Genomic DNA, 24620 nt, shown 5'->3' on the forward strand with positions numbered 1-24620 from the left:
GTGGACCGCGGGCCGGGTCGGCACCCGGCCGACGCCCTAGGATCAGCGGCATGACTGAGGAAGAGGTCGGCGCTCGGCTGGTCGCGCTGCTCGCGCCGGTCGAGGCGACCCCGTCGGTCTCCGGCGGGCAGCGGTTCGCCCGGGCCACCGTCGACGTACCCCCGACGAGTTGGTCGGCCGCCGTCCGCGCGGCCCGCGACGACAGCGAGCTGGCCTGCGACTTCTTCGACTGGCTCTCCGCCGTCGACGAGTTGGCCGAGGGCTTCGACGTGGTGGCGCACCTCTGGTCGACGCGGTTGCGACACGGCGTGCTGCTGCGTACCCGGGTGCCCCGCGACGCGCCCTCGGTGGCCTCGGTGGTCGACGTCTACCCGGGTGCCGCCTGGCACGAGCGGGAGACCCACGAGATGTTCGGCATCGACTTCGACGGCCACGGGGAGCTGCGACCGCTGCTGCTGCCCCCGGAGTTCGAGGGCCACCCGCTGCGCAAGGAGTTCGTGCTCGCCTCCCGCGTGGCGAAGCCCTGGCCGGGCGCGAAGGAGCCGGGCGAGTCGGAGGCCGGCGGTGGCCGTCGACCGATCCGCCCGCCGGGCGTGCCCGCTCCGGGCGAGTGGGGAACGACGCCGACTCCGGCCGGCGCGGGTGGCGTGGGGGAGGGTCCACGCGGCGGCACCCCGGCCCGACCAGCTGGCGAGCGACCCGCACGGCCCGCGCCGGCGACCCGTCCGGCGCGTACTCCCCGGGCCGCCGGCCCCGCCGACGACCCGGCACCGGCCGCCCAGCCCGCGCCCGGCGCAGGCCCGGCCGACCAGCCGGTGTCCGGCGCAGGCCCGGCCGCGTCGGGCGGCGAGGCGGTCGCGGACCCGCCGGGCCGCGACGACCGGACCGACCACGACGGGGGTACGGCCTGATGCCGCTCTGGATGGAGCTGGTGCTCCGGGTGGGCGGCGTGCTCGTCGCGTTCCTCACCCTGCCGCTGCTCGTCGGCCAGGCCGAGCACAAGGTGATGGCGCACATGCAGGGCCGCCTCGGCCCGATGTACGCGGGTGGCTTCCACGGTTGGGCGCAACTCGTGGCGGACGGCGTCAAGTTCGTGCAGAAGGAGGACATCACCCCGCGCGAGGCGGACCGGGCGGTGTTCCGGCTGGCGCCCGCGGTGGCCCTGGTGCCGTACCTGCTGGTGCTGCTGGTCATTCCGCTCGGCCCGAACGACCTGGTCGGGCAACCGTTGGACATCGGCCTGTTCTTCGTGCTGGCCGTGGTCGGCGTCGGGGTGGTGGCGGTGCTCATGTCGGCGTGGGCGTCGGCCAACAAGTACAGCCTGCTCGGCGGGCTGCGCGGGGCCGCCCAGTTGCTCGGCTACGAGCTGCCGTTGGTGCTGGCCGCCGCCTCGGTGGCGATGGCGGCCGGCACGCTCAGCCTGTCCGGCATCGTCGAGGCGTGGCAGCCGTGGTGGCTGCTCTGGCAGGCGCCCGCGATGATCATCTTCTTTGTCGCCGGGCTGGCCGAGATCCGCCGGCCGCCATTCGACATGCCGGTGGCCGACTCGGAGCTGGTCTTCGGTTACATGACTGAGTACACGGGGCTGCGGTTCGCGTTCTTCCTGCTCGCCGAGTACGTCGGCATCGTGGTGATCGCCGCGCTGACCACGGTGCTGTTCCTCGGTGGCTGGCAGGGCCCGTTCGCCGACGAGCACCTGGGCTGGCTGTGGACACTGCTCAAGGTCTTCGCCGTGGCCTTCGTGATCATCTGGCTGCGGGTGTCCTACCCCCGGCTGCGCGAGGACCAGCTCCAACGCCTCTGCTGGCTGGTCCTGGTGCCCGCCTCCCTGGCGCAGTTGGTCCTCACCGCAGCAGTCCGCGTCGCCCTCTAACCCCGCCCCCTCCCGCCCCGCCGGAAGGGTGTGGGTCAGCGCAGCGGGGTGTGGGCCGGGTCTACGGGCTCGGCCGGGGGCGGGGGTGGGGTGCCGTCGCCGAAGGGGCGGCCACCCAGAGCTTCCCGGCCGTGCGGGGTGACCCAGTTGGACAGGTCGGGGCCGAGCGGCACGATTCCGGTCGGGTTGATGTCGCGGTGCACCTGGTAGTAGTGCCGCTTGATGTGGTCGAAGTCGATGGTGTCGCCGAACCCGGGGGTCTGGAACAGGTCCCGGGCGTACGCCCACAGCACCGGCATCTCGCTCAGCTTCTGCCGGTTGCACTTGAAGTGGCCGTGGTAGACCGGGTCGAAGCGGACCAGCGTGGTGAACAGCCGTACGTCGGCCTCGGTGATGGTGTCGCCCACCAGGTACCGCTGGTCGGTCAGCCGCTCGGTCAACCAGTCCAGCCGGTCGAACAGGCGGTGGTACGCCTTGTCGTACGCCTCCTGGCTGCCCGCGAAGCCGCACCGGTAGACGCCGTTGTTGACGTCGCGGAACACCACACTGTTGACCTCGTCGATCTGCTCCCGCAGGTGCTCGGGGTAGAGCTGGGGTGCGCCCTCTCGGTGGTACGCCCTCCACTCGGTGGACAGGTCCAGGCTCATCTGCGCGTAGTCGTTGGTCACCACCTGCCCGGTCGGCACGTCGACCATCGCTGGCACGGTGATGCCGCGCTCGTAGTCGGGGAAGCGCGCAAAGAACGCCTCCTGGAGGCGCTCGATGCCGAGCACCGGGTCCCGCCCACCCGGGTCGAGGTCGAAGGTCCAGCTCCGGGCGTCGTGGGTCGGGCCGGCCACCGCCATCGAGATGGCGTCCTCCAGGCCGAGCAGCCGTCGCACGATGATCAGGCGGTTGGCCCACGGGCAGGCTCGGCTGACCACCAGCCGGTACCGGCCCGGCTCGACCGGGTAGCCGTCCCGCCCGTCCGCGGTGATCCGGGTGGCGATGTACCGCTGGTCCCGGGTGAACTCGCCACCCGGCTCGACGTACTTCCCGCCTGTCTCCGCCACGTCGCTCCTACCTCCCGGTCCGGTTGCCGTCTCCACCCCATCTTCGCCGATTCGCGGCGGGCCGGGGCGGCGCGGCGAACCTGGCCTGCGGGCCAGACGCCGAGCTTCGCCCGCGGACGGCCCCACCACCCCCACGCCCTTTGCTCTGCTTCACTCACGGCAACATTCGATGGCCGAGAGTGTTGCGTCCGTTGAAGCAGAGCAAAGGGCGAGCCAAACACCTGTGGCCCCCGCTCACCGGTAGCTGGCCGGCTACCCTGCCGGCATGACGGATGTGGAGGTGGCGGCCCGGCGCTTCATCGCCGACGTGTGGAACGCCCGCCGGGAGGAGTCGGCCCACGAGTTGATCGCCGAGGAGTGCCCCGGGCTGGGCGGCACCGGGCCGGAGGCGACGCTGGCCTGGCACCGCGAGCGCCGAGCGGCCTTCCCGGACCTGCGCTACAAGATCGTTGACGTGGTCGCCGCCGGTGAGCGGGTGGCTGTGCACTGGCGGGCGGCCGGCACCCACGCCGGGCAGTTCGGGCCGGTGCCGCCGACCGGCCAGGTGGTCAGCTACTCCGGGGCGACGTTCCTGCGCTTCGACACGGCCGGCCGGATCGTCGAGGTGTGGAGCTGCAACGAGCTGTTCCAGCTCCTCCAACAGCTCGGCGTCGAGATGCTCCCCCCGACCGTCGTCAGCGGACCCGGGGCGTGATCCGGCTGATCGGCAGGTTGATCGGGAACGGCTCGCCGGTGTCGACGAACTTCGTCCACCGCCCGGTCTCGGTGTAGACCTCGTTCACGGCGTCGATCCGGTAGGTGACGACCTCCAACGCGCCACCCTCCGTCTCGATACGCCAGTAGAACGGGATGCCGGCTTGGGCGTACAGCGCCGGCTTCAACACCCGGTCGATTGAGCGGGTGCTCGGTGAGACGATCTCGATGGCCAGGACCACCTCGTGCGGCTCGTACTTCGACGGTTCGCGCGCCGCCGCGGTAGCGGTGGTGATCAGCACGTCGGGGATGAAGGAGCGGGTGCGGTTGATCCGCACCTCGACGCCCTGGGTCACGTCGTAGCCGTCGGGGCAGTCCTCGTCGAGCGCGGCCATCAGTCTGCCGGCGATGGTCTGGTGGGTGCGGGTGGGGGAGGGGGACATCAGCAGCACTCCATCGAGCAGTTCCCGGCGGCGGCCATCCTCGGGCAGCGCATCCAGATCGTCAGTCGTCCACTCGCTCTCGGGCGGGTAGTCGCTCTGCAGCGCGGCGGTCATGGGCGGGTCCTTCCAGGTGCGTCGTTCTCCCCACGACCACGATACCGCCGTCGACCTGTGGGTGGTGGTCGCGCGCGCCGGGGCCACAGGGCAGGATGGTCCACATGACCGACCCCAGCGAGCACGGCGACCCGGCGGGCGGCGCCACCGAGCGCGGCCTGCCCGGCGCGGGCCTGGTCAAGGGGCTGGCGGTCACCCTCAAGACGATGACCAGCCGCTCGACCACGCAGCAGTACCCGGACGTCGCCCCCGAGCTGCCGCCGCGCTCGCGCGGCGTGATCGCGCTGTCCGAGGAGAACTGCACGGTCTGCATGCTCTGCGCCCGCGAGTGCCCGGACTGGTGCATCTACATCGACTCCCACAAGGAGGAGGTGGCGGTGCCTGGCGCCGCCCGCCCCCGCCAGCGCAACGTGCTGGACAAGTTCGACATCGACTTCTCGCTCTGCATGTACTGCGGCATCTGCATCGAGGTCTGCCCGTTCGACGCGCTCTACTGGTCTCCGGAATTCGAGTACGCCGAGTACGACATCAAGGACCTGCTGCACGACAAGGACCACCTCGGTCAGTGGATGGCCACGGTTCCACCGCCGCCGGCGCACGACCCGAACGGCGAGCCGGCCAAGGAGGAGACCGCGGCGGCCCGCAAGGCCGCGCGTTCGGTCCCACCGGCGGTACGTCCCGACGCCGACCCGGGTCCCGCGTCGTGACCGCCCGCGTCGTGACGGCACAGGTCCTGACGGGACACGTCGTGACGGGCCGCGTTGTGACGCGGCCAGGCGCGGCCCGACCCGGCGGAAGGGCGGCCCGGTGACCGGCGCGGATCTGCTGCTGCTCGCCCTGGGCGCGGTCGCGGTGGGCGCCGGCGTGCTGGTGGTGACCACGAAGCACCTGGTCCGGGCCGGGCTCTACCTGGTGGTCTGCCTGGGCGCGTTGGCCGGCGACTATCTGGTGCTCGGCGCCGAGCTGGTCGCCTGGGTGCAGGTGTTGATCTATGTGGGCGCGGTGGTGGTGCTGCTGTTGTTCGCGGTGATGCTGACGCGGGCCCCGATCGGGGCCTCCGACGATCTGGACCGGCCCGGCTGGCCCGCCGCGCTGATCGGTGGCGGCGCCGGCCTGGGGCTGAGCGTCCTGCTGGTCGACGCGTACCGCTGGAGCACCGTCGCGATGCCCGGCGCGGGCACGGCCGAGCGGCTGGGCGAGCAGATCTTCCGGTCCTGGGTGCTGCCGTTCGAGGTGCTCTCCGTCCTGCTGCTGTCCGCCCTGGTGGGCGCGGTGGTGCTGTCCCGGCCCGACATCGGCCGGCGCGACGACGCCGAGGCGCCGGCGAGGAGCATGGCCTCCGGGGGGCGCCGGTGAGGCCCGTCATCCCGTACGTCACCGCCGCGTTGCTGTTCGGCCTCGGCGTGTACGGCGTGCTGCGCCGACGCAACGCCGTGCTGGTGCTGATGGCGGTCGAGTTGATGCTCAACGCGGTGAACCTCGTCCTCGTCACAGCGGACACCACCGTTCGCGCGGCGCTGCCGCACTCCGGTCAGGTCTTCGCGCTGTTCGTCATCGTGCTCGCCGCCGCGGAGATCGGGGTGGGGCTGGCGATCGTCCTTCAGCTCTATCGCCTGCGGGCCACCGTGGCGGTTGATGACGTGGCGTTGACCGAGCCGCCGGTGCCCGCGCGGGCCGTCGGCCAGAACGCGGAGGCGGGTCGGTGACCGGGCTGCTCGGGGCGGTGCTGCCCGCCGTACCGCTGGTCGCCGGCCTGCTCGGTCTGCTGCTGCCGCCGGCCCCGCGTCACCCGGGCGGAGCGGCCGGGGGTGACCGGGCCCGGACGGCCGCCGTGACGATCGGCGTGGCCGGCGCGGTCGGCGCGCTGGCGTTGGCCGTCGCCCTGCTGGTGGCGGTCGACGGTCCGACCCAGACGTCGACGACCTGGGTCGACATCGGCGGGCTGAGGGTGACCCTCGGCGTACGCCTGGACGGCGCCGCCGCGCTGGTCGCCGTCGCGGTCACCGCGGTGGCCCTGGCCGTGCAGGTCTATTCGATCGGCTATCTGCGGCGCGGCCCCCACGACGACGTCGACGTCGACCACCGCTACCCGCCGTACGCCGCCCAGATCAGCCTCTTCACCGGTGCGATGCTGCTGGTGGTGGTCTCCGGCGACCTGATCATGCTGCTGGTCGGCTGGGAGGTGATGGGCCTCTGCTCGTACCTGCTCATCGCCCACGACCGCCGGCTCGCGGGCGCACCGGCCGCCGCGATGAAGGCGTTCCTGGTGACCCGGGTCGGTGACGTCGGCTTCCTGCTCGGCATCGTGCTGCTCGGCGTGTCGACGGGCAGCTTCCGGATCGCCGACGTGCTCGCGCACGACCACTCCGGCGTGACGCTGACCGCCGCCGGCCTGTTGCTGCTGGCCGGGGTGGCCGGCAAGAGCGCGCAGTTCCCGCTGCACACCTGGCTGCCGGACGCCATGGCCGGCCCGACGCCGATCTCCGCGCTGATCCACGCCGCGACGATGGTGGCCGCCGGGGTGTACGCGGTGACCCGCCTCTACCCGCTGTTCACGGCCGCTCCGGTCACGTTGACCGTGCTCGGGGTGCTCGGCGCGATCACCCTGCTGCTCGGGGCGCTCGCCGCCACCGCCCAGGACGACATCAAGCGGGTGCTGGCCTGGTCGACCGTGTCCCAGCTCGGCTACATGACCGGCGCGCTGGCCGTCGGCTCACCGTCGGCGGCGCTGTTCCACCTGCTCACCCACGCCGCGTTCAAGGCGCTGCTGTTCCTCGCCGCCGGCGCGGTGATCCACGCCGTGGGCACCACGCTGATGTCGGAGATGGGTGGTCTGCGCCGCAGCATGCCGGTGACGTTCTGGTGCACCGTGATCGGCCTCGGGGCCCTCGCCGGTGTGCCGCCGCTGGCCGGCTTCTGGAGCAAGGACGGCGTGTTGACGGTCGCCGAGTCGGCCGCGCTGGAGGGCACCGGGCCGGCGCCGTCGTGGGTGGGTTGGCTGGTCTGGCTGGCCGGGTTGCTCGGTGTGGCGATCACCGCCTGGTACGCGGGCCGGCTGCTGCTGCGGGCCTTCTTCGGCGAGCCCCGGCTGCCGCTGGTCGCGCCGCACGATCCTCCGGCGGTGCTGCGGTGGCCGGTACTGCTGTTGGCCGTGCCGGCCGCGCTGCTCGGCCTGGCCGGGTTCGTGGGCGCGTTCGCCGACCGGCTGCGGTTCGCCACCGTGCCGGTCGCCGGTGCGGAGGACGGCCTGGTCCACGTCGGGCCGGCGCTGCTGCTGCCGCTGGCTCTGCTGGCGGTCGGCGCGGGGTTGGTGTGGGTGCGCTGGCAGCGGGACCGGGCCGCCGACCCGGCGACCGCGCTGGGTCCGCTGCGGCCGGTCTTCGCCCGCGCGTTCCGGCTCGACGACGTCCAGCACGCCCTTGTCGTACGCCCCGTCCGGGCGCTGGCCCGCCTCGCGCGCAGCGGCGACGAGGTGGTGGTCGACGGGGCCGTCGAGGGCAGCGGCCGGGCTGCCTCCGGCCTGGGCGCCGGGCTCGCCGCGCTGCACCGGGCGGCGCTGCCCCGGGCCGCCGCTGGTGTGCTGGCCGGCGCCCTGCTGATCGGCCTGGCCGCCGCCATGCTGGGAGCGATCCGATGACGCTTGGGCAGGTTCTGCTTGTCGCCGTGCTGGTGGTGCCGGCAGTGGGCGCGGTCGCGGTGGCGGCGACTCCACGGGACCGGGCCGCACGGATCGTCGGGACGGTCGCGGCGGCGCTGACCCTGCTGGCCGCCGTACCGCTGGTGTTCGGTGGGCGGGGGTGGTTCGCCTGGTCGGCCGGTACGCCTGCGGTGCGCCCCTGGCACCAGGTGGACCTGCCCTGGGTGCCCGGCCTGGATCTGCGCTTCCACCTCGGCGTCGACGGCATCTCCTGGCCGCTGGTGGTGCTGACCGCGCTGCTCACCCTGCTCTGCTGCGCGTACACGGTGTGGCGGGTGCCGGACGGCGGCAGCGGCCGGGCGTTGGTGGCCCTGCTGCTGGTGGTCGAGGTGGGCATCCTCGGCACGTTCCTCGCCCTGGACCTGGTGCTGTTCTTCCTCTTCTTCGAGGTCGTCCTGCTGCCGATGTACGCGATCATCGCCGGCTGGGGTGGCGCGGACCGGCGGCGGGCGGCCCGCAAGTTCGCGCTCTACACCCTCTTCGGGTCGGTGCTGCTGCTGGTCGGCGTGTACGTCGTGGTCGCCGCGGCGGGCACCGCCGACGTGGTCGCGCTGACCGGTGGGGGCGGGCTGTCCCGGGGCACCCAGTTGGCCGCGTTCACGTTGCTCGCGCTCGCGTTCGCGGTGAAGAGTCCACTCTGGCCGCTGCACTCCTGGCTGCCCGACGCGCACACGCAGGCCCCGACGGTGGGCAGCGTCGTGCTGGCGGGCGTACTGCTCAAGATGGGCACGTACGGGCTGATCCGGGTGGCGGTGGGGGTGGCGCCGGAGGGCGCCCGCTGGGCCGCGCCGGTGCTCGGCGTGCTGGCGGTCGCCGCGATTCTGGTCGGTTCGCTTGTCTGCCTGGCCCAGGCTGAGGTGAAGCGGCTCATCGCGTATTCCAGCGTGGGGCACATGGGCTTCGTCCTGCTGGGCGTCGCCACGCTGACCGCCACCGGCATCCAGGCGGCCCTGATCGGCAACGTCGCGCACGGCGTGATCACCGGCCTGCTGTTCTTCCTCGCGGGCGCCGTGAAGGACCGTACCGGCACGGGTGCGCTCGCCGAGCTGTCCGGGCTGCGGGAGACCGCGCCCCGGCTGGCGGGTCTGCTGGCGTTCGCGGCGTTCGCGTCGCTCGGCCTGCCCGGGTTGGCCGGCTTCTGGGGGGAGGCGTTCGCGGTGGTCGCGGCGATCCAGGTGGGCGGCCCGCTGTGGATCACCCTCGGGGTGCTGGCGGCGGTCGGTGGCGCGCTCACGGCCGCGTACTTCCTGCGGTTGTTGCGCCAGGTCACCCACGGCCGGCCGAGCCCCGCGGTGGGCCGGGTCGGCTTCGGTCTGGCCGGCGCGGAGCTGACCGCGTGGGCGCCGCTGGTGCTGCTCGCGCTGGCCATCGGCCTGGTCCCGGCGCTGGTCCTCGGCGTCGCCGAGGCGCCCGTCGACGCCCTGATCGGGGTGGTCTCCCGATGAGCGCGGCACAGCGGGTGGATGCGAACGAGGGCAGGCCCGAATGAGCGCCGTGCAGAGTGTGGACAGCGTGGCGTTGCTGCCGGCGTACCTGGCGGCCGGCACCGCCGTACTCGTGCTGATCATCGATCTTGTCCTGGCGCGGCCTCGGGTCACGGTCGCGGTGGCCGCGCTCGGCGCGCTCGGTACCGCCGTCGGCGCCGCCGTGGTCGGTGCGGGCGGCGAGCGGCGGACGTTCTGCGTCGGCGCCGACTGCTCCTGGGTCTTCGGCGGGCGGGCGGCCCTGGTCGCCGCGGTGGTGGCGCTGCTCACCCTGGGTGTGCTCGGGCTGTCGGTGCCGGCGCTGCGGGCCGGGCGGTCACCGGTGGGGGAGTACGCCTTCCTGCTCGCCTGCTCGATGACCGGCGGTGTGGTGCTCGGCGCGGCCGGCGACCTGATCACCCTGATCGTGGCCCTGGAGACGCTGACCCTGCCGCTGTACGTGCTGGTCGGCCTGCGCCGGGGCAGCCTGGCCAGCGCCGAGGCGGCGGTGACGTTCTTCGTCGTGAGCGTGGTGGCCACCACGATCACCCTGCTCGGCGCCGCGCTGCTGTACGCGGTGACCGGGTCGCTGCACCTGGACCGGCTCGGTGCCCTGCTGGCCGAGCGGTCGGAGCTGCGCGACCTGCCGCTGACCACCGCCGCCGTGGCGCTGCTGCTGCTCGGGCTGGCCTTCAAGGTGGCGGCGGTGCCGTTCCACGCCTGGGCGCCGGCCACCTACGACGGCGCTCCGCTGCCGGTGGCCGCCTACCTGTCGACGGCGTCGAAGCTGGGTGGCCTCGTCGCGTTGCTGGCCGTGGTGCAGCGGGCGCTGCCGGCGGACCAGACCGGCCCGGTGCTCGCCCTGCTGGCGGTGCTCACGATGACCGTCGGCAACCTGGTGGCGCTGCGCCAGCGGCGTACCGTCCGGCTGCTCGCCTGGTCCTCGGTGGCGCAGGCCGGCTACATCCTGGCCCCGCTGGGTGCGTTGGCGCTGGCCGCCGGCCGCACGGGCGAGGCGCGGTCCGCCGCGTACGCCGCCGCGGTGGCGTACGCCGTCTTCTTCGTGGTGTTGGAGCTAGCTGCGTTCGCCGGGGTGACCGCGCTGCGCCCGGTGGGTGCGGACGGCGGCACGCTTGACGACCTGCGCGGGGCGGCCCGCCGGCACCCGTGGCGGGGCGCGGCGCTCGGTCTCGCGCTTGTGGGTCTGGCCGGGCTGCCGCCGGGCCTGGCCGGGCTGTTCGCGAAGGTGACGGTGGTCCGGTCGCTGCTGGACGGCGGCGCGGCCTGGCTGGCGTTGGTGGTGGCGCTGAACGCGGTGATCGGATTGGCGTACTACCTGCGGGTCACGGCCGCGCTGTGGGCGCCGACGGCGACATCGGGTGCCGCGGCGCCGGCCGTACCGCTGGGGGGTGTGGTGGCGGCGGTGCTGGCGGTGGCCACGGTGGCCGCCGTGGTGCTGGGCTTCGCCCCGCAGCTGGTGCTGGATCTGGCCGCCCGCTGACCTGCGACTCCAATCTCAGTGAGTTCTCAGCGTTGAGACGGATGGTTGACGGGTACCGGGTTGTTGAACCGGTCAGCGGATCCCGGCGATCCGTGCACCGAAGGAGAGATCGTGCACCACAACCGTCTGAAGACCGCCGCGCTGCTCGGTCTGCTCACCGCCCTGATCCTCGCGGTGGGCTACTGGTTCGGCGGCAGTGGCGGCCTGGTCATCGCCGTCCTCATCTCACTGGTCATGAACGGCATTTCCTACTTCTACTCCGACAAGCTCGCGCTGCGCTCGATGCGGGCGCAACCGGTCAGCGAGGCGCAGTTCCCCGAGCTGTACCGGATGGTGCGCGAACTCGCGACCGAAGCCCGGCAGCCCATGCCGCGCCTGTACGTCAGCCCGACCGCTCAGCCCAACGCGTTCGCCACCGGGCGTAACCCGCAGCACGCGGCGGTCTGCGTGACCCAGGGCATCACCGAGATCCTGGATTACCGGGAGCTGCGGGGTGTGATCGGGCACGAGCTGTCCCACGTCTACAACCGGGACATCCTGATCTCCAGCGTGGCGGCCGGTCTGGCCGGCATCATCACCTTCCTGGCCAACATCGCCTGGTTCATCCCGCTGGGCGGTGGGGACGACGAGGATTCGCCCAACCCGGCAGTCCTGCTGCTGACCCTGATCCTCGGCCCGATCGCGGCCACGGTGATCCAGTTGGCGATCAGCCGCAGCCGTGAGTTCCAGGCCGACCAGTCGGGCGCCGAGCTGAGCCGGGACCCGCTGGCCCTGGCCAGCGCCCTGCGCAAGATCGACGCCGTGGCCCGGCAACGCCCGCTGCCCGCCCAGGGCACGCTCACCAGCACCGCCCACCTGATGATCGCCAACCCGTTCTCCGGTGGCGCGGTGGCCGCGCTCTTCTCCACCCACCCCAAGATGGAGGACCGGGTCGCCCGGCTGGAGCGGATGGCCGCCAACTCCGGGCCCGTGCAGTTCCAGCGCTGATCTTTTCTGCACTCCGCCCGCACCCGCTCGCCTCGGGTGCGGGCGGAGTGCTGTGTCGGGGCCGATATCCGGTACTGCCCGCCCGACCGGCGGCGTTAGGGTCATAACCGCTCACGCTCATTACATGCTCGGAGGTTCACGGTGGCCGCGCTGCGTCAGTACCTGGGTGTCTGGCGGATCCCCGGTGCGCCGATCCTGCTGGTCACCGGCATCATCGGGCGACTCGGAATCGGCATGACGCCGCTGGCGCTACTGCTGGTGGTCGAGCAGGTGACCGGCCGGTACGCGCTGGCCGCCGTTGCCGGCGGCATCTACGCCGTCGCCGGCGCCGCGCTCAGCCCGGTGGCCGGGCGGATCGCCGACCGGGTCGGCCCGAGCCCGGTGCTGCTCGTCACCGCCGTGGCCCACCCGCTGGCGCTCATCGGACTGCTGCTGGCCAGCCGTTCGGGCGACGACGCCCTCGCCGCCATCTACCTGACGGCCGGCGTCGCCGGTGCGACGTACCCGCCGCTCACCGCCGCCATCCGCGGCGCCTGGAACGAGCTGACCAGCCCCGCCTCCGGCCGGTACGCCCTGCGCAACACCGCCCTGGCCGCGGAGACCTCGCTGTTCGAGATCGTGTTCGTGCTCGGCCCGCTGCTCGTGGCCGGCTTCGTGCTGGTCGCCGACGCGGCCGCCGCGCTGATCGGGGCAGCGGTCGTCACCCTGGTGGGCACCACCGCCGTCGCCCTCGGTCGCGTGATGCGCGGATGGCGTCCGCACCCGCGCGAACACCACGCCCGTGGGCTCGGCCCGCTGCGGGTCGGCGGCTTCCCGGCCCTGCTGGTCTGCGTGGCCGGGCTGGGCATCGCCTTCGGCGCCGCCGGTGTGATCGTTCCGGCGTACGCCGGCAACGCCACCACCGACGATCCGGAGAGCCTGGCCGGGCTGTTGCTGGCGGTCTGGGGAGTCGGCAGCGCGATCGGCGGCTTCTGGTTCGGCGTCCGTCGGCCCGCGCCGAACATGACCCGCCAGTTCGCCCTGCTGCTCGCCGCGCTGGCCGGCACCTTCGTGGTGTTCGCGGTGATGCCCACGCCACTGGCGCTGGGCGTGGCGCTGATCGTCGGTGGGGCCACCATCGCGCCGGCGCTGACCCTGGAGAACACCCTGGTCGGCCGGATCGCCCCGGCCGGCATGCTGAACGAGGCGTACACCTGGGTGGTCACGGTGGCCGTGGCGGCGAGCGCCGCCGGCGGCTCGGTGGCCGGCCTGATCGTGGATCACGCCGGGGGCGTGCCGTGGGCCTTCGTCTTCGCCGGGGTGGCGGTGGCCGTCGGGGCCGCGGTAGCCGCGCTGCCCGCCGGGCCCATCGCCCGCGCAGAAGCCTCGGCGGTACGCGCCGAGGAGCCCGTCCCCGTCTGACCCCTCACCGGCCGGCTCGGTCCGCTCAGGCCCCGCGCCTTGATCGACTCGGGTTCCTGCAAGTCGCGGTGTCCCGTTGACGAGGATGCCCCGACATCCAGAAACCCGAGCGATCTCAGTGGACGTGGCCCCGATGACTTCTGCCGCCGCGTGGCGTCCATCAGAATGGGCATCGACGAGGGGGGAACCATGGCCAAGCTGCTCTACTCCGCGACCGCGTCGCTCGACGGCTACATCGCAGGCCCCGGCGGGGACATGTCCTGGCTGACCGAACACCTCACGATCGACAACCCGACCGCGGACCGCGTCCTGGCCAACGTCGGCGCGATCCTGACCGGCAACCGCACCTTCGGCGGCGACGACCCCAACCGAGGGACCGAGAAAGAGGGCGCGTTCGGCGGCCGGTACCACGGACCGGTGTTCGTGCTGACCCACCGGCCGCCGGCCGAGCCACCGGACGGCATCACGTTCGTCGGCGACCTGCACAGCGCCGTCGAGCAGGCCAAGGAGGCCGCCGGCGACACGTACGTGAACGTCCTCGGCGCCGACATCGCCCGGCAGTGCGTCCGGGCCGGCCTGCTCGACGAGATCCTGATCTTCTTCGCTCCGGTGCTGCTCGGAGACGGGGTGCGCATATTCGACGACCCGGGCGGCGCACGGGTGCGGCTGACGCCCATCCCGGGCGAGACCACGCACTGGTACAGCGTGGGATGAACCGCTCGGCAACCGTGGCGCCGGCACTCCACGCCTGCGGGTGCCGGCCCGGCTGCTCGTGCCGCTAGCGGTAGTTGGTGAACTGGAGGGCGACGCCGAAGTCCTCGCCCTTGAGCAGCGAGATGACCGCCTGGAGGTCGTCCCGCTTCTTGCCGGTGACGCGCAGCTGGTCGCCCTGGATCTGCGCCTGAACGCCCTTGGGGCCCTCCTCGCGGATCTTCTTGCTGATCGCCTTGGCCTTGTCCGTCTCGATGCCCTGGATCACCTTGCAGTCGATCTTGAACACCTTGCCGGACGGGCGAGCCTCGCCGGCGTCCAGCGACTTCAGCGAGATGTTCCGCTTGACCAGCTTCTCCTTGAACACGTCCAGCGCGGCCCGGACGCGCTCCTCGGTCTCCGCCTGGAGGCCGATCGCCTCCTCGCCCGACCAGGAGATCTCCGCGCCCGTGCCGCGGAAGTCGAACCGCGTCGCGAGCTCCTTCTCCGCCTGGCGAAGGGCGTTGTCGACCTCCTGGCGGTCAACCTTGCTCACGATGTCGAATGACGGGTTCGCTGGCATGCTTCTGCTCCTGCTGTCCGGCGGTCTGGGCGTGCCGTCGGCCGCCGACCAGCGGCACGACCCTCTGACCGTACCCGGTTGCGTCGGTCCCGGGGCGAGCCGCTATCCTTGCTTCCGCCGCCGCGTTACGACGCGGTGGGGTGCCCTGGCGGGTTGCCCGAGCGGCCAATGGGAGCGGACTGTAAATCCGTCGCGAAAGCTACAGAGGTTCGAATCCTCTACCCGCCACCAGGTGCAGACACGGCCCCTGACCAGCAGAGATGCTGATCGGGGGTCGTTGTCGTTTGTCTGGCCGAGTCCGGCTGCGTCCAGCCGTTGACGACTGGTTGTGGGCAGATGGTGGGCAGGTCGATCATGCCTCTCAGTGCTCCTCTGAGGGCTGCGAACGCCCGTTTTCCGGGAGTTGCCGGCCCGGTGTGATCGCACCTGGAGCACCGGCTCAGGCTGCCGCGGGCTTAGCTGGCTGCGTAGGTAGCTCGGGGGCAAGCCAGTCCCGGGGTTGGACTGGCGCGGCAGCCGGAAGCCCTGGCCCTCGATCAGGTTGACCTGCCGGCTTCCGTGCCGCCTGGCTCTGGTCGTGGTGCGTCTGGATCAGTCGACTTCGGGGCGGCGGTCCGGCGGCAGTCGGTGGCTCTCCGCCCCGGCGCCGGAGGCGGCCGGGGCGGCTTGCCGCCGGCCGGCTCACCGCCCGCGCCGCGCGAAGCGCGGCGCCTTGATCCAAAACAGAAGAATTCGGCAGCAACGTGGGACTAGACACGTGGGACTAGACACGTGGGACTAGACACGTGGGACTAGACACGTGGGACTAGACACGTGGGACTAGATGAGCTCATCTAACTACGCATCACGAGTCGGCCCCTGGGCACTGTCCGCCGCCTGCTCCTCACGCTTAGTTCCGTGATGTCAGGTCGCTGCTGCTGAGACTTCCTTGGGCGAGTAGTAGGCATGGATCTCGTTGACCTGGTTGATCCAGAAGCTCAGCTTCTCGTCGGACGTTGCTCGCTGCGGGAGGAGTCCTAGCTGCTTCGCCAGGCTGTAGAAGCCCGGACCGGCATCGTTGGCATCCAGGTAGTGCACCAAAGCGGAGATCATGAGCCCGGTGACCGGTCGGTTGCGTTCTACGACTAAGCCCAAAAGGTAGCCCATCGCCTTCCGGTCGATCTCGCGTTCAAAGTCGAAGGCCGCAAGCCCGGTCCGGCGTTTCAGCGAGGTATTGAGCTCGGTGTAGGAGGTGACTCTGTCAAGCCGGGCTCGCTCGATCAAGAAGGCCAAAGCGACCTCGGCGAAGCGGTCCCACGTCTCCTCTTCGCGGCCGTACATCGACATCGCAGGCTCCGTGATGGAGAGTAGGGCGACCTGATCCTGCCGTCAGCGGGGCAGCTGTCAAGGTCCGACGAGGTAAGGCTGGCCGATGGCCCCAATCGATCGCAACCCGGCAACAGCAAGTTTCTCAGCTTCCTGCCGCCGCTGACGCTCTGTCGCCATCCTTGGGCGAGCCGGTGGCGCGAACAGCGCCCACTTGGCCTATAGACGCCTTCGTCCGTTTCGTGTAGCAAGACGGGATGCAGCTCTTTCGCATCACCGGCAGGTGGTCCGAGCTTGACTCACAGGTAGCAGAGTCAGGGCTGGCAGCTGCTCTCTTGAGCGCTTTCGACCAACCGTCTGGCCGCGATGGCGCTGTCGGCGACGGCGGAGCGGTTAGGAGGAAGGACCGTCCTGCGCTCAACGGCCACCCGCTCGACGCCGTACGGGATCAGAGACGCGCCGCGCAAATGCCGCTTGTCGAGCCGTGCGGTAGGCGGAGACACGGAGACACGCATCGGGCGCGAGTGATCTACAACCCAGCCCGCTCTCACGGGTACGACGCTCGGCAGCCTTGCATCTATTGGCCCAGCTAGGCTCAGAGCCCTCGCTTCAGAGCAGACCATCAGAAGGGGTGTCCCAGAAGGCAAGGCGCTGGGATCGTTGGGTCGGCACGAACTTTGATGCCTGCCAGGAACTCAGCCCGCAGATTTAGAGCAAAGTAACCCACTTCGCTGTCCCTTGGAGGATCTCTTGCCCGTCCCGCCCGCAGTGGAAGAATTGGTTGAGCGCTTTATTGGTCGCCGCGCCGAATTCGAATCACCCAACTATCTAGAGGCGCGAGTTCGGGTGGACTTCCTCAACCCCTTCTTCAAGGCCCTGGGCTGGGACGTTACCAACGAGCAGAATGTCCCCGAACACAGCAGAGACGTTATCACCGAGGCACGCCTTAGGGTTGGCGCCAGCACAAAGGCCCCCGACTACCTGTTTCAGACCTTCGGTGAGCCTGCGTTCGTGGTGGAAGCCAAGAAGCCTTCGGTTCGGCTTCGCGAAGATCCCGCGCCAGCACTGCAGTTGCGGCGCTACGGATGGAACTCAGGCCAGCTTTCTGTCGGTCTACTAACAGACTTTCAGGAACTGTCTATATACGATTGTCGGGTTCCACCAGCGGCGGGAGACAGGGCGTCTGTCGCCTTGCTGGACTACCTCAAGGTCGAAGACTACGTAAAGCGTTGGGATTATGTCGAGGAACGTTTTAGTCGAGAAGCCGTAGGTGAGGGTTCCATCTCGTCCTTTTACGGCCGGACCGTGACGTCTAGGGGCTGGCAGCGGGTTGACAAAGCCTTCCTGTCAGAACTTGAAGAGTGGCGCACCCTCCTAGCTGGCGAGCTCGCCGCTCTAAACACGTTGTCCCCTGAAGAGCTAAACTTCGCGGTACAGCTGACAATCGACCGCCTCGTTTTCCTTCGTGTATGCGAGGATAGGGGCTTGGAACCGTACGGACAGCTGCTTTCCGACGTCAACGAAGCGGACAGTTATCGACAGCTGATCAATAGGTTCATCCGGGCGGACGAAAAATACAACAGCGGCCTCTTTCACCTAAGGAAAGAGAATCGACATGATACGCCTGACACCCTGACGCCAACGCTGGCGATCGGCGCTGATGTTCTTCGACGCTTTGTGCGCCGCCTCTACTGGCCCGCTGGGCCATACGATTTTGCTGTACTTCCACCTGACATCTTAGGACAGGTATACGAACAGTTCCTCGGAAAAGTAATTTCCCTAGCGGGAAGGTCCGTCACGGTCGAGGATAAGCCGGAGGTTCGCAAGGCTGGTGGCGTCTTTTACACTCCGACAAGCATAGTTCGAGACATCGTAAGCGCCGCGATGGGGCCTGGGTTGGAGAGTGCCACTCCGGAAAAGCTGGCGAAGCGTGGCTTTTACGTCTGTGATCCTTCGTGTGGATCTGGAAGCTTCCTCATCGAGGTGTATCAGCACCTTCTTGATTGGCACCTTGAGCATTACCTTGCGAACGGGGCAGAGCGGTACAGCCGCATGCGGCCCGCCCGGCTGGAAAGAACGGCACGGGGTGAGTGGCGCCTAACCCCCTGGGAGCGTAAGCGGATCCTCTTGGCTCACGTCTACGGGGTCGATATCGATCCTCAAGCGGTGGAGGTAACCAAGCTGGCCCTGCTTCTAAAGGTGCTGGAAGGTGAGACTGACCGCTCTGTAGATGCCCAAATGGAACTCTTTCATGAACGCGCTCTACCGAATCTCGACAACAACATCAAGTGCGGAAACAGCCTTGTAGGCGCGGCCTTTCATACTAGTCAGATACTAATTCCATCTCCTGACATTGAGCATCGAATCAATGCCTTCGACTGGGATTCAGAATTTCCAACTGTCGCTGGCGGGCGCGGGTTTGATGTAATCGTCGGCAATCCGCCATGGCTCATGGCCGGCTATCACGTGGCCGATACAGTTCCCTATCTGAAGGACAATTTCCAGAGCGCCACCGGCAAATTTGACCTGTACTACGTCTTCGTCGAGCAGGCTCTTCGCCTGTTAGGCAAAGATGGCAGGCTGGGCTTTATTGTCCCCAACAAGTTCTTCCATACGTCAGCAGCGAAGAGTCTACGTGAGCTCTTGGCGTCCTCAGGCCTGTCCACTGTCAAGGACTTTGGGTTAGAGAAGATTTTTGAACGTGCGACTAACTACTCCTGCATCATACTTGTTCAGAAGGACAGGTCCGGCCAGGATATTTCCTATTCACGCTTGACTGCCAACCTCTTGGAAATGGAAAGGTTCGATGTTCCACGTAGTGACCTAGGGAGCGCTCCGTGGAGTTTTCAAGACGCACAAGGCAAAGAAGTGCTCGATAAGTTGGCACGAGGTGGAACGCCCCTCGAACAGATCGTTGAGCGTTTTGGTACTGGCGTGCAAACCGGCTCAGACAAACTGCTGACGTTCACGCCGGAGCAGGCCGCCTCGGAGGGTATTGAGGACGAATTGCTTACGCCGATCCTTCGAGGGAGGGACGTCCGAGGTTTCCGGATCCTGTCCGGCGCGAAGCTAATGCTCTTCCCGTACCGCCGCACGAGCGATGAATTCAAGCTCCTAAGCGAAGAGGAACTTCAGGAGTTTCCAAACGCCTGGGCGTACCTCTCTCGAAACAAGGAGGCCCTGGGGACCCGAATTTGGTTCAACAAGTCTGCCACTGAACTTTCAGGGAAATGGTACGGCTTGATGTATCTAGAGCGGGCGCCATTCTTTGAGAGGTCTCATCTCCTGACGCCGTGTCTGAGTGATGTCGCAAACTTCGCTCAGGGAAACGGCAACTTATTTGCCACCGGCACGGCTGGCGTCGCTGGTGTGGCGCCACGGCCGGGAAGTGTAGATATTCGCTATCTGCTTGCCCTGCTAAATTCGAAAGCTCTTTCTGTATTCGCTACCGAAAACTCGCCAATGTTTCAGGGAGGCTACCGAAAGTTCAGTACCCCCTATCTCAAGGCGCTGCCGGTGCCACCTGTCCGCGGAAGAGCTGCACAGGCCTCGCACGACCGTATGATCGCTCTATCCGAGGAGATCGAGCTTGCATGCGACCGGCTACAGCGGACGACTACCCCGCACGAAAGAACCGTCTTGACGCGGAAGATCGCGGGAGCTCGTACAGCCATCGACAATGACGTCTTCAGCCTTTTCGGTCTAGACGATGCGGCGCGACGCTGGATTGAAATGAAATATGGGTCCGAAGTGAGGGCGACTGCCCAGACAACATCGGAACGAGCTTAGGTGCCAATCGGAAAACTCGGCGCTACCGTCTGCGGCGGCCCCGGGTTTCCCCGATTTTCGCGCAAGCCGCCGGGCGTGGTGTGGCCGGCGTGGCGACAGCGGAGCGTCGGACGCGCGCCTAGGCGGCGATGCGTTCAACCCGTCTCGGGCCACTTTGAGGACGTATTGAAGGTCGAGCTGTCCTATTGCTCTGTCTGAAGCAGTCGGTAAATTCTGACGACTTTCTCGACGGCTCCGCTTGTTCGAGTTGCGCTCTGCTGTTCTATCAGGGCCGCGCCCACCTCGACAGCGAAAAGGGCCGCGAGCTCCGCGTCAGCGGAGACTTGGCGCTGTTGCGTTTCCGTCTCGGAACTCTCGTCTAGCCCAATTTCGTGCCGGCGGGGGGTTGCGTAGGTTCCGCGGCCGTGTTCGGTGGCCACCAAGCCTGCCTCGCGTAACGCCGCTATCGCCTGACGAACCGTGCCACGCGCTGCCCGGAATTCGGCGGTGAGCGCGCTCTCGGCTGGCAAGAGGGCCCTGGGCGGGATGACGCCGCTCTCGATGCGTTCTCTCAACTCATCGGCGATGGCGCGGTAGCGGGGCTGGCCGTAGTGCGGGGTGGGCACCTGCTTACCGTACCTGGCACTTGTCTTACCAACTGCCAACCAAGCGACAGGGTTTGACGTCTAGACAACTCGTCCACTTGTAGATACGTTTCCTGTGTGCGGCTGGGGTGATGGCTCGTATCAGGGGTGGTGCCGTGTCGCCCCCGGTCGCACCTGATGCGCGGCGTCCTGTCGGACCGGTTGCGGTAGCCGCGTACAAGTTGGCTCGGCGACACCTGACCCGTTCGCGTCGTCGGACGGTGCGCCGTGCCTTCATCCGGGCCGGTGGCTGGCCGCATTCCCCCGTGGCTGGCCACCGGCCCCGCCTACCTGTGGAGGTGCGATGTCCGGCTCTCATCGTCGGCACCATTGGTTCTCGTCCTGGTGGTCTCGGAGGCGCCCATCTGCCCGGCGTGCCAGCAGCAACGTTCAGTCGAGTCCTCGCCCGGCTTTTACGACCTCCTCGCCGCGGTGGTCCGCAGGCGCTACCCGTGTATTGCCTGTGCTCCGGTTTGCGCCCTTGATGACGCGGGCTCAGGTCTTCCGAGGCAACGGCGGGCGGTGGACGCGATGAGTCGTACGAACAAGCCGGCCGCCGTCACGAACCACCCGGACTGGTGCGCCCCGGATCGCTGCGGCTACCTTGTGCCACCGGTGATGTCGCACATGGCCCGCCGCCATCGTGGCCCGATGCAGCGGGTCGGCGAGAGTCGGTCGGGCGGGCTCGTCGTCACGTACCTCATCAGTGCTGAGGCTCTGGGTGGTGCCATGGTCGGTGTTCACGTGACGTGCCGGGGCGGGAACGCTTGGGCTGAGTTGTCTTTGCCGCAGGCGGTCGAACTGGCCGAGCAACTCAGCGACCTGGTGACGCAGGTCGTCGGGCAGCAGGGGGCCGACGATGAGTGAGGGCGCTCCGATCACGGAAGGGCAGCCGGCGTCATCGATTCCGCCGGTCGTGTGCCCGGTCTGGTGTCGAGGCTGTGGACCGAACGACCCGATGCACCGCGGACTTCTCAGCACGATTGGGCGAGAGCGGACCGGCTGGGTCACCGTCCAACTGGTCGTCGACCGATTCGCCCGCCGGGACCTGGCCGTGAAGCTCGACGCGACCCGAGATGGCGCGACGCAGACCGTACTCCTATCGTCCGCGCAGGTGGACCGGCTCATTGACGAGCTGGCATACGCCCAGCTGGAGATGCTGACACCGGCAGATGGCGGCGAGCGGGCCGGAGAGACGGGGTGAGCGCCAACACCCGTCAGGGCTCACCCGTTCCTCGTAGTCCTGGTTTGCGCGCTGCGCGGCCACCGCGAGCAGCGGTAGCCGTACCGCCGGTTCCTGAGCGGCCCGCCGGCGGGACCACCTGGCAGACGTTGGAACGTCTAGGGGGTACGGTGACCGGTGTGCAAGGCCGGGACTGGCGCCCTCGCTACCTGCAACTCGCCGAAGAGTTGCGGGCGAAGATCGTGAGCGGTGAACTGGCGCCCGGCACTCTGATGCCCAGCGAGACCGAGCTGGCCGACACCTCTGGCCTGTCGCGCACAAGCGTCCGCAACGCCATCCGGCAGCTCCGGGAATGGGGCCTGGTCCGCGCGGAGCAGGGTCGCGGCACCTACGTGCGGGCACCCCGCCAGCGGGTACGGCGTCGCAACACCGAGCGGTATCAGTGGGAAAAGGACCGGGTCCTGCTCGACGAGGACGAGCGGCTGAAGACTGGCGCCACCGAGCACGACACCGGCCTGACCGTCGACGATCTGAAGTTTCACGCCGAGTATTCGCGGGTGGAGGCTGATGCGGAGATGGCGGCGGCCTTGCAGGTCGAGCCGGGTACGCCGCTGCTGCGCCGGGTCTACTGGACATCGTCGCGGCACGAGAACGCCCCGCTGACCGTGTCGTACTCCTACCTGCCCTACGACCTGGTGGCCGCGAACCCGGACCTGCTCGACGCAGGCAAGGAGCCGTGGCCGGGCGGCACGCAACATCAGCTCTACACGCTCGGCATCGAGCTGGACCGGATCGACGACGAGATCCGCGCCCGCCCGCCGTCGCCAGACGAGGCCGAGTTGCTGGACATCGACCCGGGCGTCTCCGTGCTCACCGTGCGGAAGACCTCGACCGACACCACTGGTCGAGTCGTCGAGGTTGCCGACGTGGTGATGCCCGGCGACCGCACCGAGCTTGTCTACTCCCATCACTTGCTAAGGTGGCCAACTTGACGGATATCACTTGCTAAGGCGCCTAACTTGACGCAGGTCGTCTCGGTCATCACCCCGGTCCACGCGCCCAGCATCGAGCACCTGCCCGGCGCCTACGAGTCGTTGGCCAAGCAGGAGATGCCTGACGGCTGGGACTGGGAATGGCTCGTCCAGGAGGACGGGCAGACCGGCGCCCTGGTTGATGCGCTACCTGACGATCCCCGGATCAGCCTGGGCACCGGCCGTCCCGGCGGACCTGGTGTTGCCCGTACCCTCGCGCTTTCCCGAGTCTCTGGGCAACTCATCAAGGTCCTGGACGCCGACGACCAGCTGACCCCCGGCGCGCTCGACCGGGACATCGCCGCATTCGACGCGCACCCGCAGATCGGCTGGACCACCTCGCGGGTACTCGATCTGCTGCCCGACGGGTCGACTGCCGGTTGGGACAAGGATCCGGCCGGCGGGCTCATCGACCGCGGTTCCGTCCTGTCGTTCTGGAAGGCCAACGACTACCGGGCCTCGGTGCACCCGGCGACCCTGTGCCTGCGGCGAGATCTCGTCTTCGCCCTGGGCGGCTGGATGGCCCTGCCCGCCTCCGAGGACACCGGCCTCCTGCTCGCAGCCAACGCGGTCGCCGCGGGCTACTTCACCCGGGAGTACGGCTTGCTCTACCGCAAGTGGCCCGGCCAGGTCACCAGCCAGGCCGCGCACCGGGAACCTGCCGAGTACCGCGCACGAATGAGGATCATCGAGGCCCGAGCCAACGCCCTGGCCTCGATGATCCCGAACGGCTTCGGCGCTAGCGCTACGGCGTAGCTTCGTGCCCCGGCATCCCGTGGGTACGCCGCCGCTCCTTCATCTCCGCCTCGAAGATGTGCCGCCGACCGCCGGCTAGCTTCTCCCGCGCGTCCCGCTCGATCTCCTGGAACGCGGCGTAGTAGCCGTCATCGAACTCCTCTACGATCTGGAACGTCCACCGGCCGGGTAGCACGTTGCGCCCCAACAGCTCGCGCTCGACCCGGTCGGCCATCTCGCCGTGTCCAGCCTCGTGGAGCAGCTTCACGACCCGGTCAAGGGTGAGATCCGCGCCGCCGACTAGTTGGTGCGCCGAATACAGATGCCCGCGTACCCGGTGGATCGTCTCTAGAGCTTTGCTCAGCTCGCCCAAGGCCTCAATGGTCTTATCGTCCAGTCCTTCCGGACGTGCATGACCTTCATCAACGCTTGCAACCTGCTTCCCCTTAGCCATGTCGGGCTCTTACCCAGGGAGTGGTAGTCCTACCCGTTTGCCCTGGGTAAGAGCCCGGCCATAGGGCTATCCGGCTACGGAAATCAGCTGAAGCGTAGCCATCAAGACCATTGCAATGCAGACGACAACGGCCCGCGAAGCTTTCAGCGACACGCTCAAAGAAAGCATGCTTTCCTATCTCCTGAAAGGGAATGTGCCATCGCTGCGCAGCTTGCCGTAAACGTACTTCAGGTGTGCCCGAAACGCAAACCCCCGAACGCTACACCATTCATCGGTAATGGCGCTACATGTTGTAGCGCATTTATTGGTCGTCGTATTAAGAGGTCTTCCTCGTCCATCTTTTCGAGACAAGTCCCCAGCATTCGGGCATTGGACCAAGTGGGAGAGGTTGTTGACTTGTCTGCCAAGCGCCGTCTACCTTGGAACGCAACTTGGCAGACAAGTTAACAAGTTGGAGGTTGAGCTATGGCTCTGCGTGGCGGCACGAGGTTCGCGGTGCGGTGTGAGGACGTGTTCCCGGCGGGGTGCGCGTTGGTGCCCGAGTCTCTGGGCGAGGTCGAGGACTACGACGAGAAGACCGGCCGGCGTAGCCCGGCGAAGGACAAGCTGACCGGCCAGCGGGTGTGGCAGGTCCGGGTCATGGACCTGGATCCGGAGCTGGGGAAGCGGTCGCGGGAGACGACGGTGAAGATCTCGGCGGACTACCAGCCGGTTCCGCCGACGGGTGGCCTGTTCGAGGCGGTGGAGTTCGACGGCATGACCGTCACGCCGTACGTGGGCAACAACGGTCGGATGGCGTACTCGCTGCGGGCGACCGGGATGCGTGCCCCGGCGGGCGTGGCCACGAAGGCGGCGCAGTAGCCGCATCTGGTGGGGGCGGGGCTGTCAGGTCTTGGCGGACGGCAGCCCCGCCCTCTGTCCCTTTCCCCTGCTCTGCTGAGAGAGGTAGTGACATGTCCAAGCGTATGCCTGCCGTCCTGCGGTGGCCCGTCGTGGCGGCTGC

The 24620-nt window shown here is 68.7% G+C and carries 23 protein-coding genes, 1 tRNA gene and 1 pseudogene; 19 read left to right on the plus strand and 6 right to left on the minus strand.

The annotated features are described in order from the left end of the window. Nucleotides 1-50: 50 nt before the first annotated feature. Nucleotides 51-677, plus strand: a pseudogene (locus ACFYPR_RS02355) (NADH-quinone oxidoreductase subunit C); the annotation flags it as partial. Nucleotides 678-910: 233 nt separating this feature from the next. After that, entirely contained in the window at nt 911-1873 is a 963-nt protein-coding gene (locus ACFYPR_RS02360) for an NADH-quinone oxidoreductase subunit H (RefSeq protein WP_387258363.1), read from the plus strand. Nucleotides 1874-1908: 35 nt separating this feature from the next. On the opposite strand, the gene ACFYPR_RS02365 is transcribed toward ACFYPR_RS02360, so the two are convergent. After that, entirely contained in the window at nt 1909-2925 is a 1017-nt protein-coding gene (locus tag ACFYPR_RS02365) for a glutathione S-transferase family protein (protein ID WP_387185996.1), read from the minus strand. Nucleotides 2926-3190: 265 nt separating this feature from the next. Here ACFYPR_RS02365 and ACFYPR_RS02370 point away from each other — a divergent pair, with 265 nt between their 5' ends. Further along, entirely contained in the window at nt 3191-3619 is a 429-nt protein-coding gene (locus ACFYPR_RS02370) for an ester cyclase (RefSeq protein ID WP_355135467.1), read from the plus strand. Here the strand turns inward: ACFYPR_RS02370 and ACFYPR_RS02375 are convergent. Next, entirely contained in the window at nt 3600-4175 is a 576-nt protein-coding gene (locus ACFYPR_RS02375; RefSeq protein ID WP_354854358.1) for a Uma2 family endonuclease, read from the minus strand. The two genes, ACFYPR_RS02370 and ACFYPR_RS02375, sit on opposite strands and share 20 nt — an antisense overlap. A 95-nt stretch (nt 4176-4270) precedes the next feature. On the opposite strand from ACFYPR_RS02375, the gene ACFYPR_RS02380 reads away from it, so the two are divergent. The 9 genes from ACFYPR_RS02380 to ACFYPR_RS02420 all read left to right on the plus strand — a co-directional run bounded on the left by ACFYPR_RS02380 (nt 4271) and on the right by ACFYPR_RS02420 (nt 13938). Continuing rightward, on the plus strand, nt 4271-4882 hold the full coding sequence (locus ACFYPR_RS02380; RefSeq protein WP_354854356.1) for an NADH-quinone oxidoreductase subunit I: 612 nt from the start codon (nt 4271-4273) through the stop codon (nt 4880-4882). Nucleotides 4883-4982: 100 nt separating this feature from the next. Further along, nucleotides 4983-5531 (plus strand): NADH-quinone oxidoreductase subunit J, encoded by a 549-nt coding sequence (locus ACFYPR_RS02385; protein ID WP_387258365.1) that lies wholly within the window; start codon nt 4983-4985, stop codon nt 5529-5531. Next, nucleotides 5528-5881, plus strand: coding sequence for an NADH-quinone oxidoreductase subunit NuoK (gene nuoK, locus ACFYPR_RS02390; RefSeq protein ID WP_355067702.1), 354 nt, complete (start codon nt 5528-5530; stop codon nt 5879-5881). The genes ACFYPR_RS02385 and nuoK overlap by 4 nt, the downstream gene beginning before the upstream one ends. Further along, a complete protein-coding gene (locus tag ACFYPR_RS02395; protein WP_355067700.1) occupies nt 5878-7812 on the plus strand; it encodes an NADH-quinone oxidoreductase subunit L in 1935 nt (644 codons plus the stop codon). Before nuoK ends, ACFYPR_RS02395 begins: the two co-directional genes overlap by 4 nt. Continuing rightward, nucleotides 7809-9317 carry a NuoM family protein gene (locus ACFYPR_RS02400; RefSeq protein ID WP_387258368.1) on the plus strand — a complete coding sequence of 503 codons (1509 nt, stop codon included), beginning with the start codon at nt 7809-7811 and terminating at the stop codon, nt 9315-9317. Before ACFYPR_RS02395 ends, ACFYPR_RS02400 begins: the two co-directional genes overlap by 4 nt. Nucleotides 9318-9357: 40 nt before the next feature. Then, entirely contained in the window at nt 9358-10836 is a 1479-nt protein-coding gene (locus ACFYPR_RS02405; RefSeq protein WP_387258370.1) for an NADH-quinone oxidoreductase subunit N, read from the plus strand. Between the two features lie 111 nt (nt 10837-10947). Beyond that, complete coding sequence (gene htpX, locus ACFYPR_RS02410; RefSeq protein WP_354854345.1) at nt 10948-11823, plus strand: zinc metalloprotease HtpX; 876 nt, start codon at nt 10948-10950, stop codon at nt 11821-11823. A 141-nt stretch (nt 11824-11964) separates the two neighbouring features. Beyond that, entirely contained in the window at nt 11965-13224 is a 1260-nt protein-coding gene (locus ACFYPR_RS02415) for an MFS transporter (protein ID WP_354854343.1), read from the plus strand. A gap of 189 nt (nt 13225-13413) precedes the next feature. Further along, nucleotides 13414-13938: a dihydrofolate reductase family protein gene (locus ACFYPR_RS02420; protein ID WP_387258372.1), complete on the plus strand. Its 525-nt coding sequence runs from the start codon at nt 13414-13416 to the stop codon at nt 13936-13938. Between the two features lie 64 nt (nt 13939-14002). Here the strand turns inward: ACFYPR_RS02420 and ACFYPR_RS02425 are convergent, their stop codons facing one another. Continuing rightward, entirely contained in the window at nt 14003-14497 is a 495-nt protein-coding gene (locus ACFYPR_RS02425; RefSeq protein ID WP_354854339.1) for a YajQ family cyclic di-GMP-binding protein, read from the minus strand. Nucleotides 14498-14644: 147 nt separating this feature from the next. On the opposite strand from ACFYPR_RS02425, the gene ACFYPR_RS02430 reads away from it, so the two are divergent. Further along, nucleotides 14645-14728, plus strand: a tRNA-Tyr gene (locus tag ACFYPR_RS02430). A 672-nt stretch (nt 14729-15400) separates the two neighbouring features. On the opposite strand, the gene ACFYPR_RS02435 is transcribed toward ACFYPR_RS02430, so the two are convergent. Then, a complete protein-coding gene (locus ACFYPR_RS02435; RefSeq protein ID WP_387258374.1) occupies nt 15401-15823 on the minus strand; it encodes a hypothetical protein in 423 nt (140 codons plus the stop codon). Between the two features lie 717 nt (nt 15824-16540). Here ACFYPR_RS02435 and ACFYPR_RS02440 point away from each other — a divergent pair. Further along, a complete protein-coding gene (locus ACFYPR_RS02440) occupies nt 16541-19591 on the plus strand; it encodes an Eco57I restriction-modification methylase domain-containing protein (RefSeq protein WP_387258376.1) in 3051 nt (1016 codons plus the stop codon). A gap of 182 nt (nt 19592-19773) precedes the next feature. Here ACFYPR_RS02440 and ACFYPR_RS02445 read toward each other — a convergent pair whose 3' ends face one another. Then, nucleotides 19774-20196, minus strand: coding sequence for a GntR family transcriptional regulator (locus tag ACFYPR_RS02445; RefSeq protein WP_387258378.1), 423 nt, complete (start codon nt 20194-20196; stop codon nt 19774-19776). Between the two features lie 549 nt (nt 20197-20745). On the opposite strand from ACFYPR_RS02445, the gene ACFYPR_RS02450 reads away from it, so the two are divergent. From ACFYPR_RS02450 to ACFYPR_RS02465, 4 genes are all read left to right on the plus strand, one after another. After that, entirely contained in the window at nt 20746-21081 is a 336-nt protein-coding gene (locus tag ACFYPR_RS02450) for a hypothetical protein (RefSeq protein ID WP_387258379.1), read from the plus strand. Nucleotides 21082-21172: 91 nt separating this feature from the next. After that, entirely contained in the window at nt 21173-21418 is a 246-nt protein-coding gene (locus ACFYPR_RS02455; protein ID WP_387258380.1) for a precorrin-4 C11-methyltransferase, read from the plus strand. A gap of 149 nt (nt 21419-21567) precedes the next feature. Then, nucleotides 21568-22389, plus strand: a complete 822-nt coding sequence (locus ACFYPR_RS02460) for a GntR family transcriptional regulator (RefSeq protein ID WP_387258382.1) — start codon at nt 21568-21570, stop codon at nt 22387-22389. Between the two features lie 27 nt (nt 22390-22416). Continuing rightward, nucleotides 22417-23184, plus strand: a complete 768-nt coding sequence (locus tag ACFYPR_RS02465) for a glycosyltransferase family 2 protein (protein WP_387258384.1) — start codon at nt 22417-22419, stop codon at nt 23182-23184. Here ACFYPR_RS02465 and ACFYPR_RS02470 read toward each other — a convergent pair. Further along, entirely contained in the window at nt 23174-23617 is a 444-nt protein-coding gene (locus ACFYPR_RS02470; RefSeq protein WP_387258386.1) for a hypothetical protein, read from the minus strand. The two genes, ACFYPR_RS02465 and ACFYPR_RS02470, sit on opposite strands and share 11 nt — an antisense overlap. Before the next feature lie 465 nt (nt 23618-24082). Between ACFYPR_RS02470 and ACFYPR_RS02475 the strand changes: the two genes are divergently transcribed. Further along, a complete protein-coding gene (locus tag ACFYPR_RS02475; RefSeq protein ID WP_091402451.1) occupies nt 24083-24478 on the plus strand; it encodes a transcriptional regulator in 396 nt (131 codons plus the stop codon). The last annotated feature ends 142 nt before the right edge of the window (nt 24479-24620 follow it).

The sequence above is a fragment of the Micromonospora sp. NPDC005254 genome, from assembly GCF_042872525.1.
Taxonomy (GTDB): Bacteria; Actinomycetota; Actinomycetes; order Mycobacteriales; family Micromonosporaceae; genus Micromonospora.

Bases quoted from the DNA above. Each gene is read 5' to 3' on its own strand.
- ACFYPR_RS02360 (WP_387258363.1), top strand. From the start codon at position 911: ATGCCGCTCTGGATGGAGCTGGTGCTCCGGGTGGGCGGCGTGCTCGTC.
- ACFYPR_RS02370 (WP_355135467.1), top strand. From the start codon at position 3,191: ATGACGGATGTGGAGGTGGCGGCCCGGCGCTTCATCGCCGACGTGTGG.
- ACFYPR_RS02375 (WP_354854358.1), bottom strand. From the start codon at position 4,175: ATGACCGCCGCGCTGCAGAGCGACTACCCGCCCGAGAGCGAGTGGACG.
- ACFYPR_RS02380 (WP_354854356.1), top strand. From the start codon at position 4,271: ATGGTCCACATGACCGACCCCAGCGAGCACGGCGACCCGGCGGGCGGC.
- ACFYPR_RS02400 (WP_387258368.1), top strand. From the start codon at position 7,809: ATGACGCTTGGGCAGGTTCTGCTTGTCGCCGTGCTGGTGGTGCCGGCA.
- ACFYPR_RS02405 (WP_387258370.1), top strand. From the start codon at position 9,358: ATGAGCGCCGTGCAGAGTGTGGACAGCGTGGCGTTGCTGCCGGCGTAC.
- ACFYPR_RS02420 (WP_387258372.1), top strand. From the start codon at position 13,414: ATGGCCAAGCTGCTCTACTCCGCGACCGCGTCGCTCGACGGCTACATC.
- ACFYPR_RS02425 (WP_354854339.1), bottom strand. From the start codon at position 14,497: ATGCCAGCGAACCCGTCATTCGACATCGTGAGCAAGGTTGACCGCCAG.
- ACFYPR_RS02435 (WP_387258374.1), bottom strand. From the start codon at position 15,823: ATGTCGATGTACGGCCGCGAAGAGGAGACGTGGGACCGCTTCGCCGAG.
- ACFYPR_RS02450 (WP_387258379.1), top strand. From the start codon at position 20,746: ATGAGTCGTACGAACAAGCCGGCCGCCGTCACGAACCACCCGGACTGG.
- ACFYPR_RS02455 (WP_387258380.1), top strand. From the start codon at position 21,173: ATGCACCGCGGACTTCTCAGCACGATTGGGCGAGAGCGGACCGGCTGG.
- ACFYPR_RS02470 (WP_387258386.1), bottom strand. From the start codon at position 23,617: ATGGCTAAGGGGAAGCAGGTTGCAAGCGTTGATGAAGGTCATGCACGT.
- ACFYPR_RS02475 (WP_091402451.1), top strand. From the start codon at position 24,083: ATGGCTCTGCGTGGCGGCACGAGGTTCGCGGTGCGGTGTGAGGACGTG.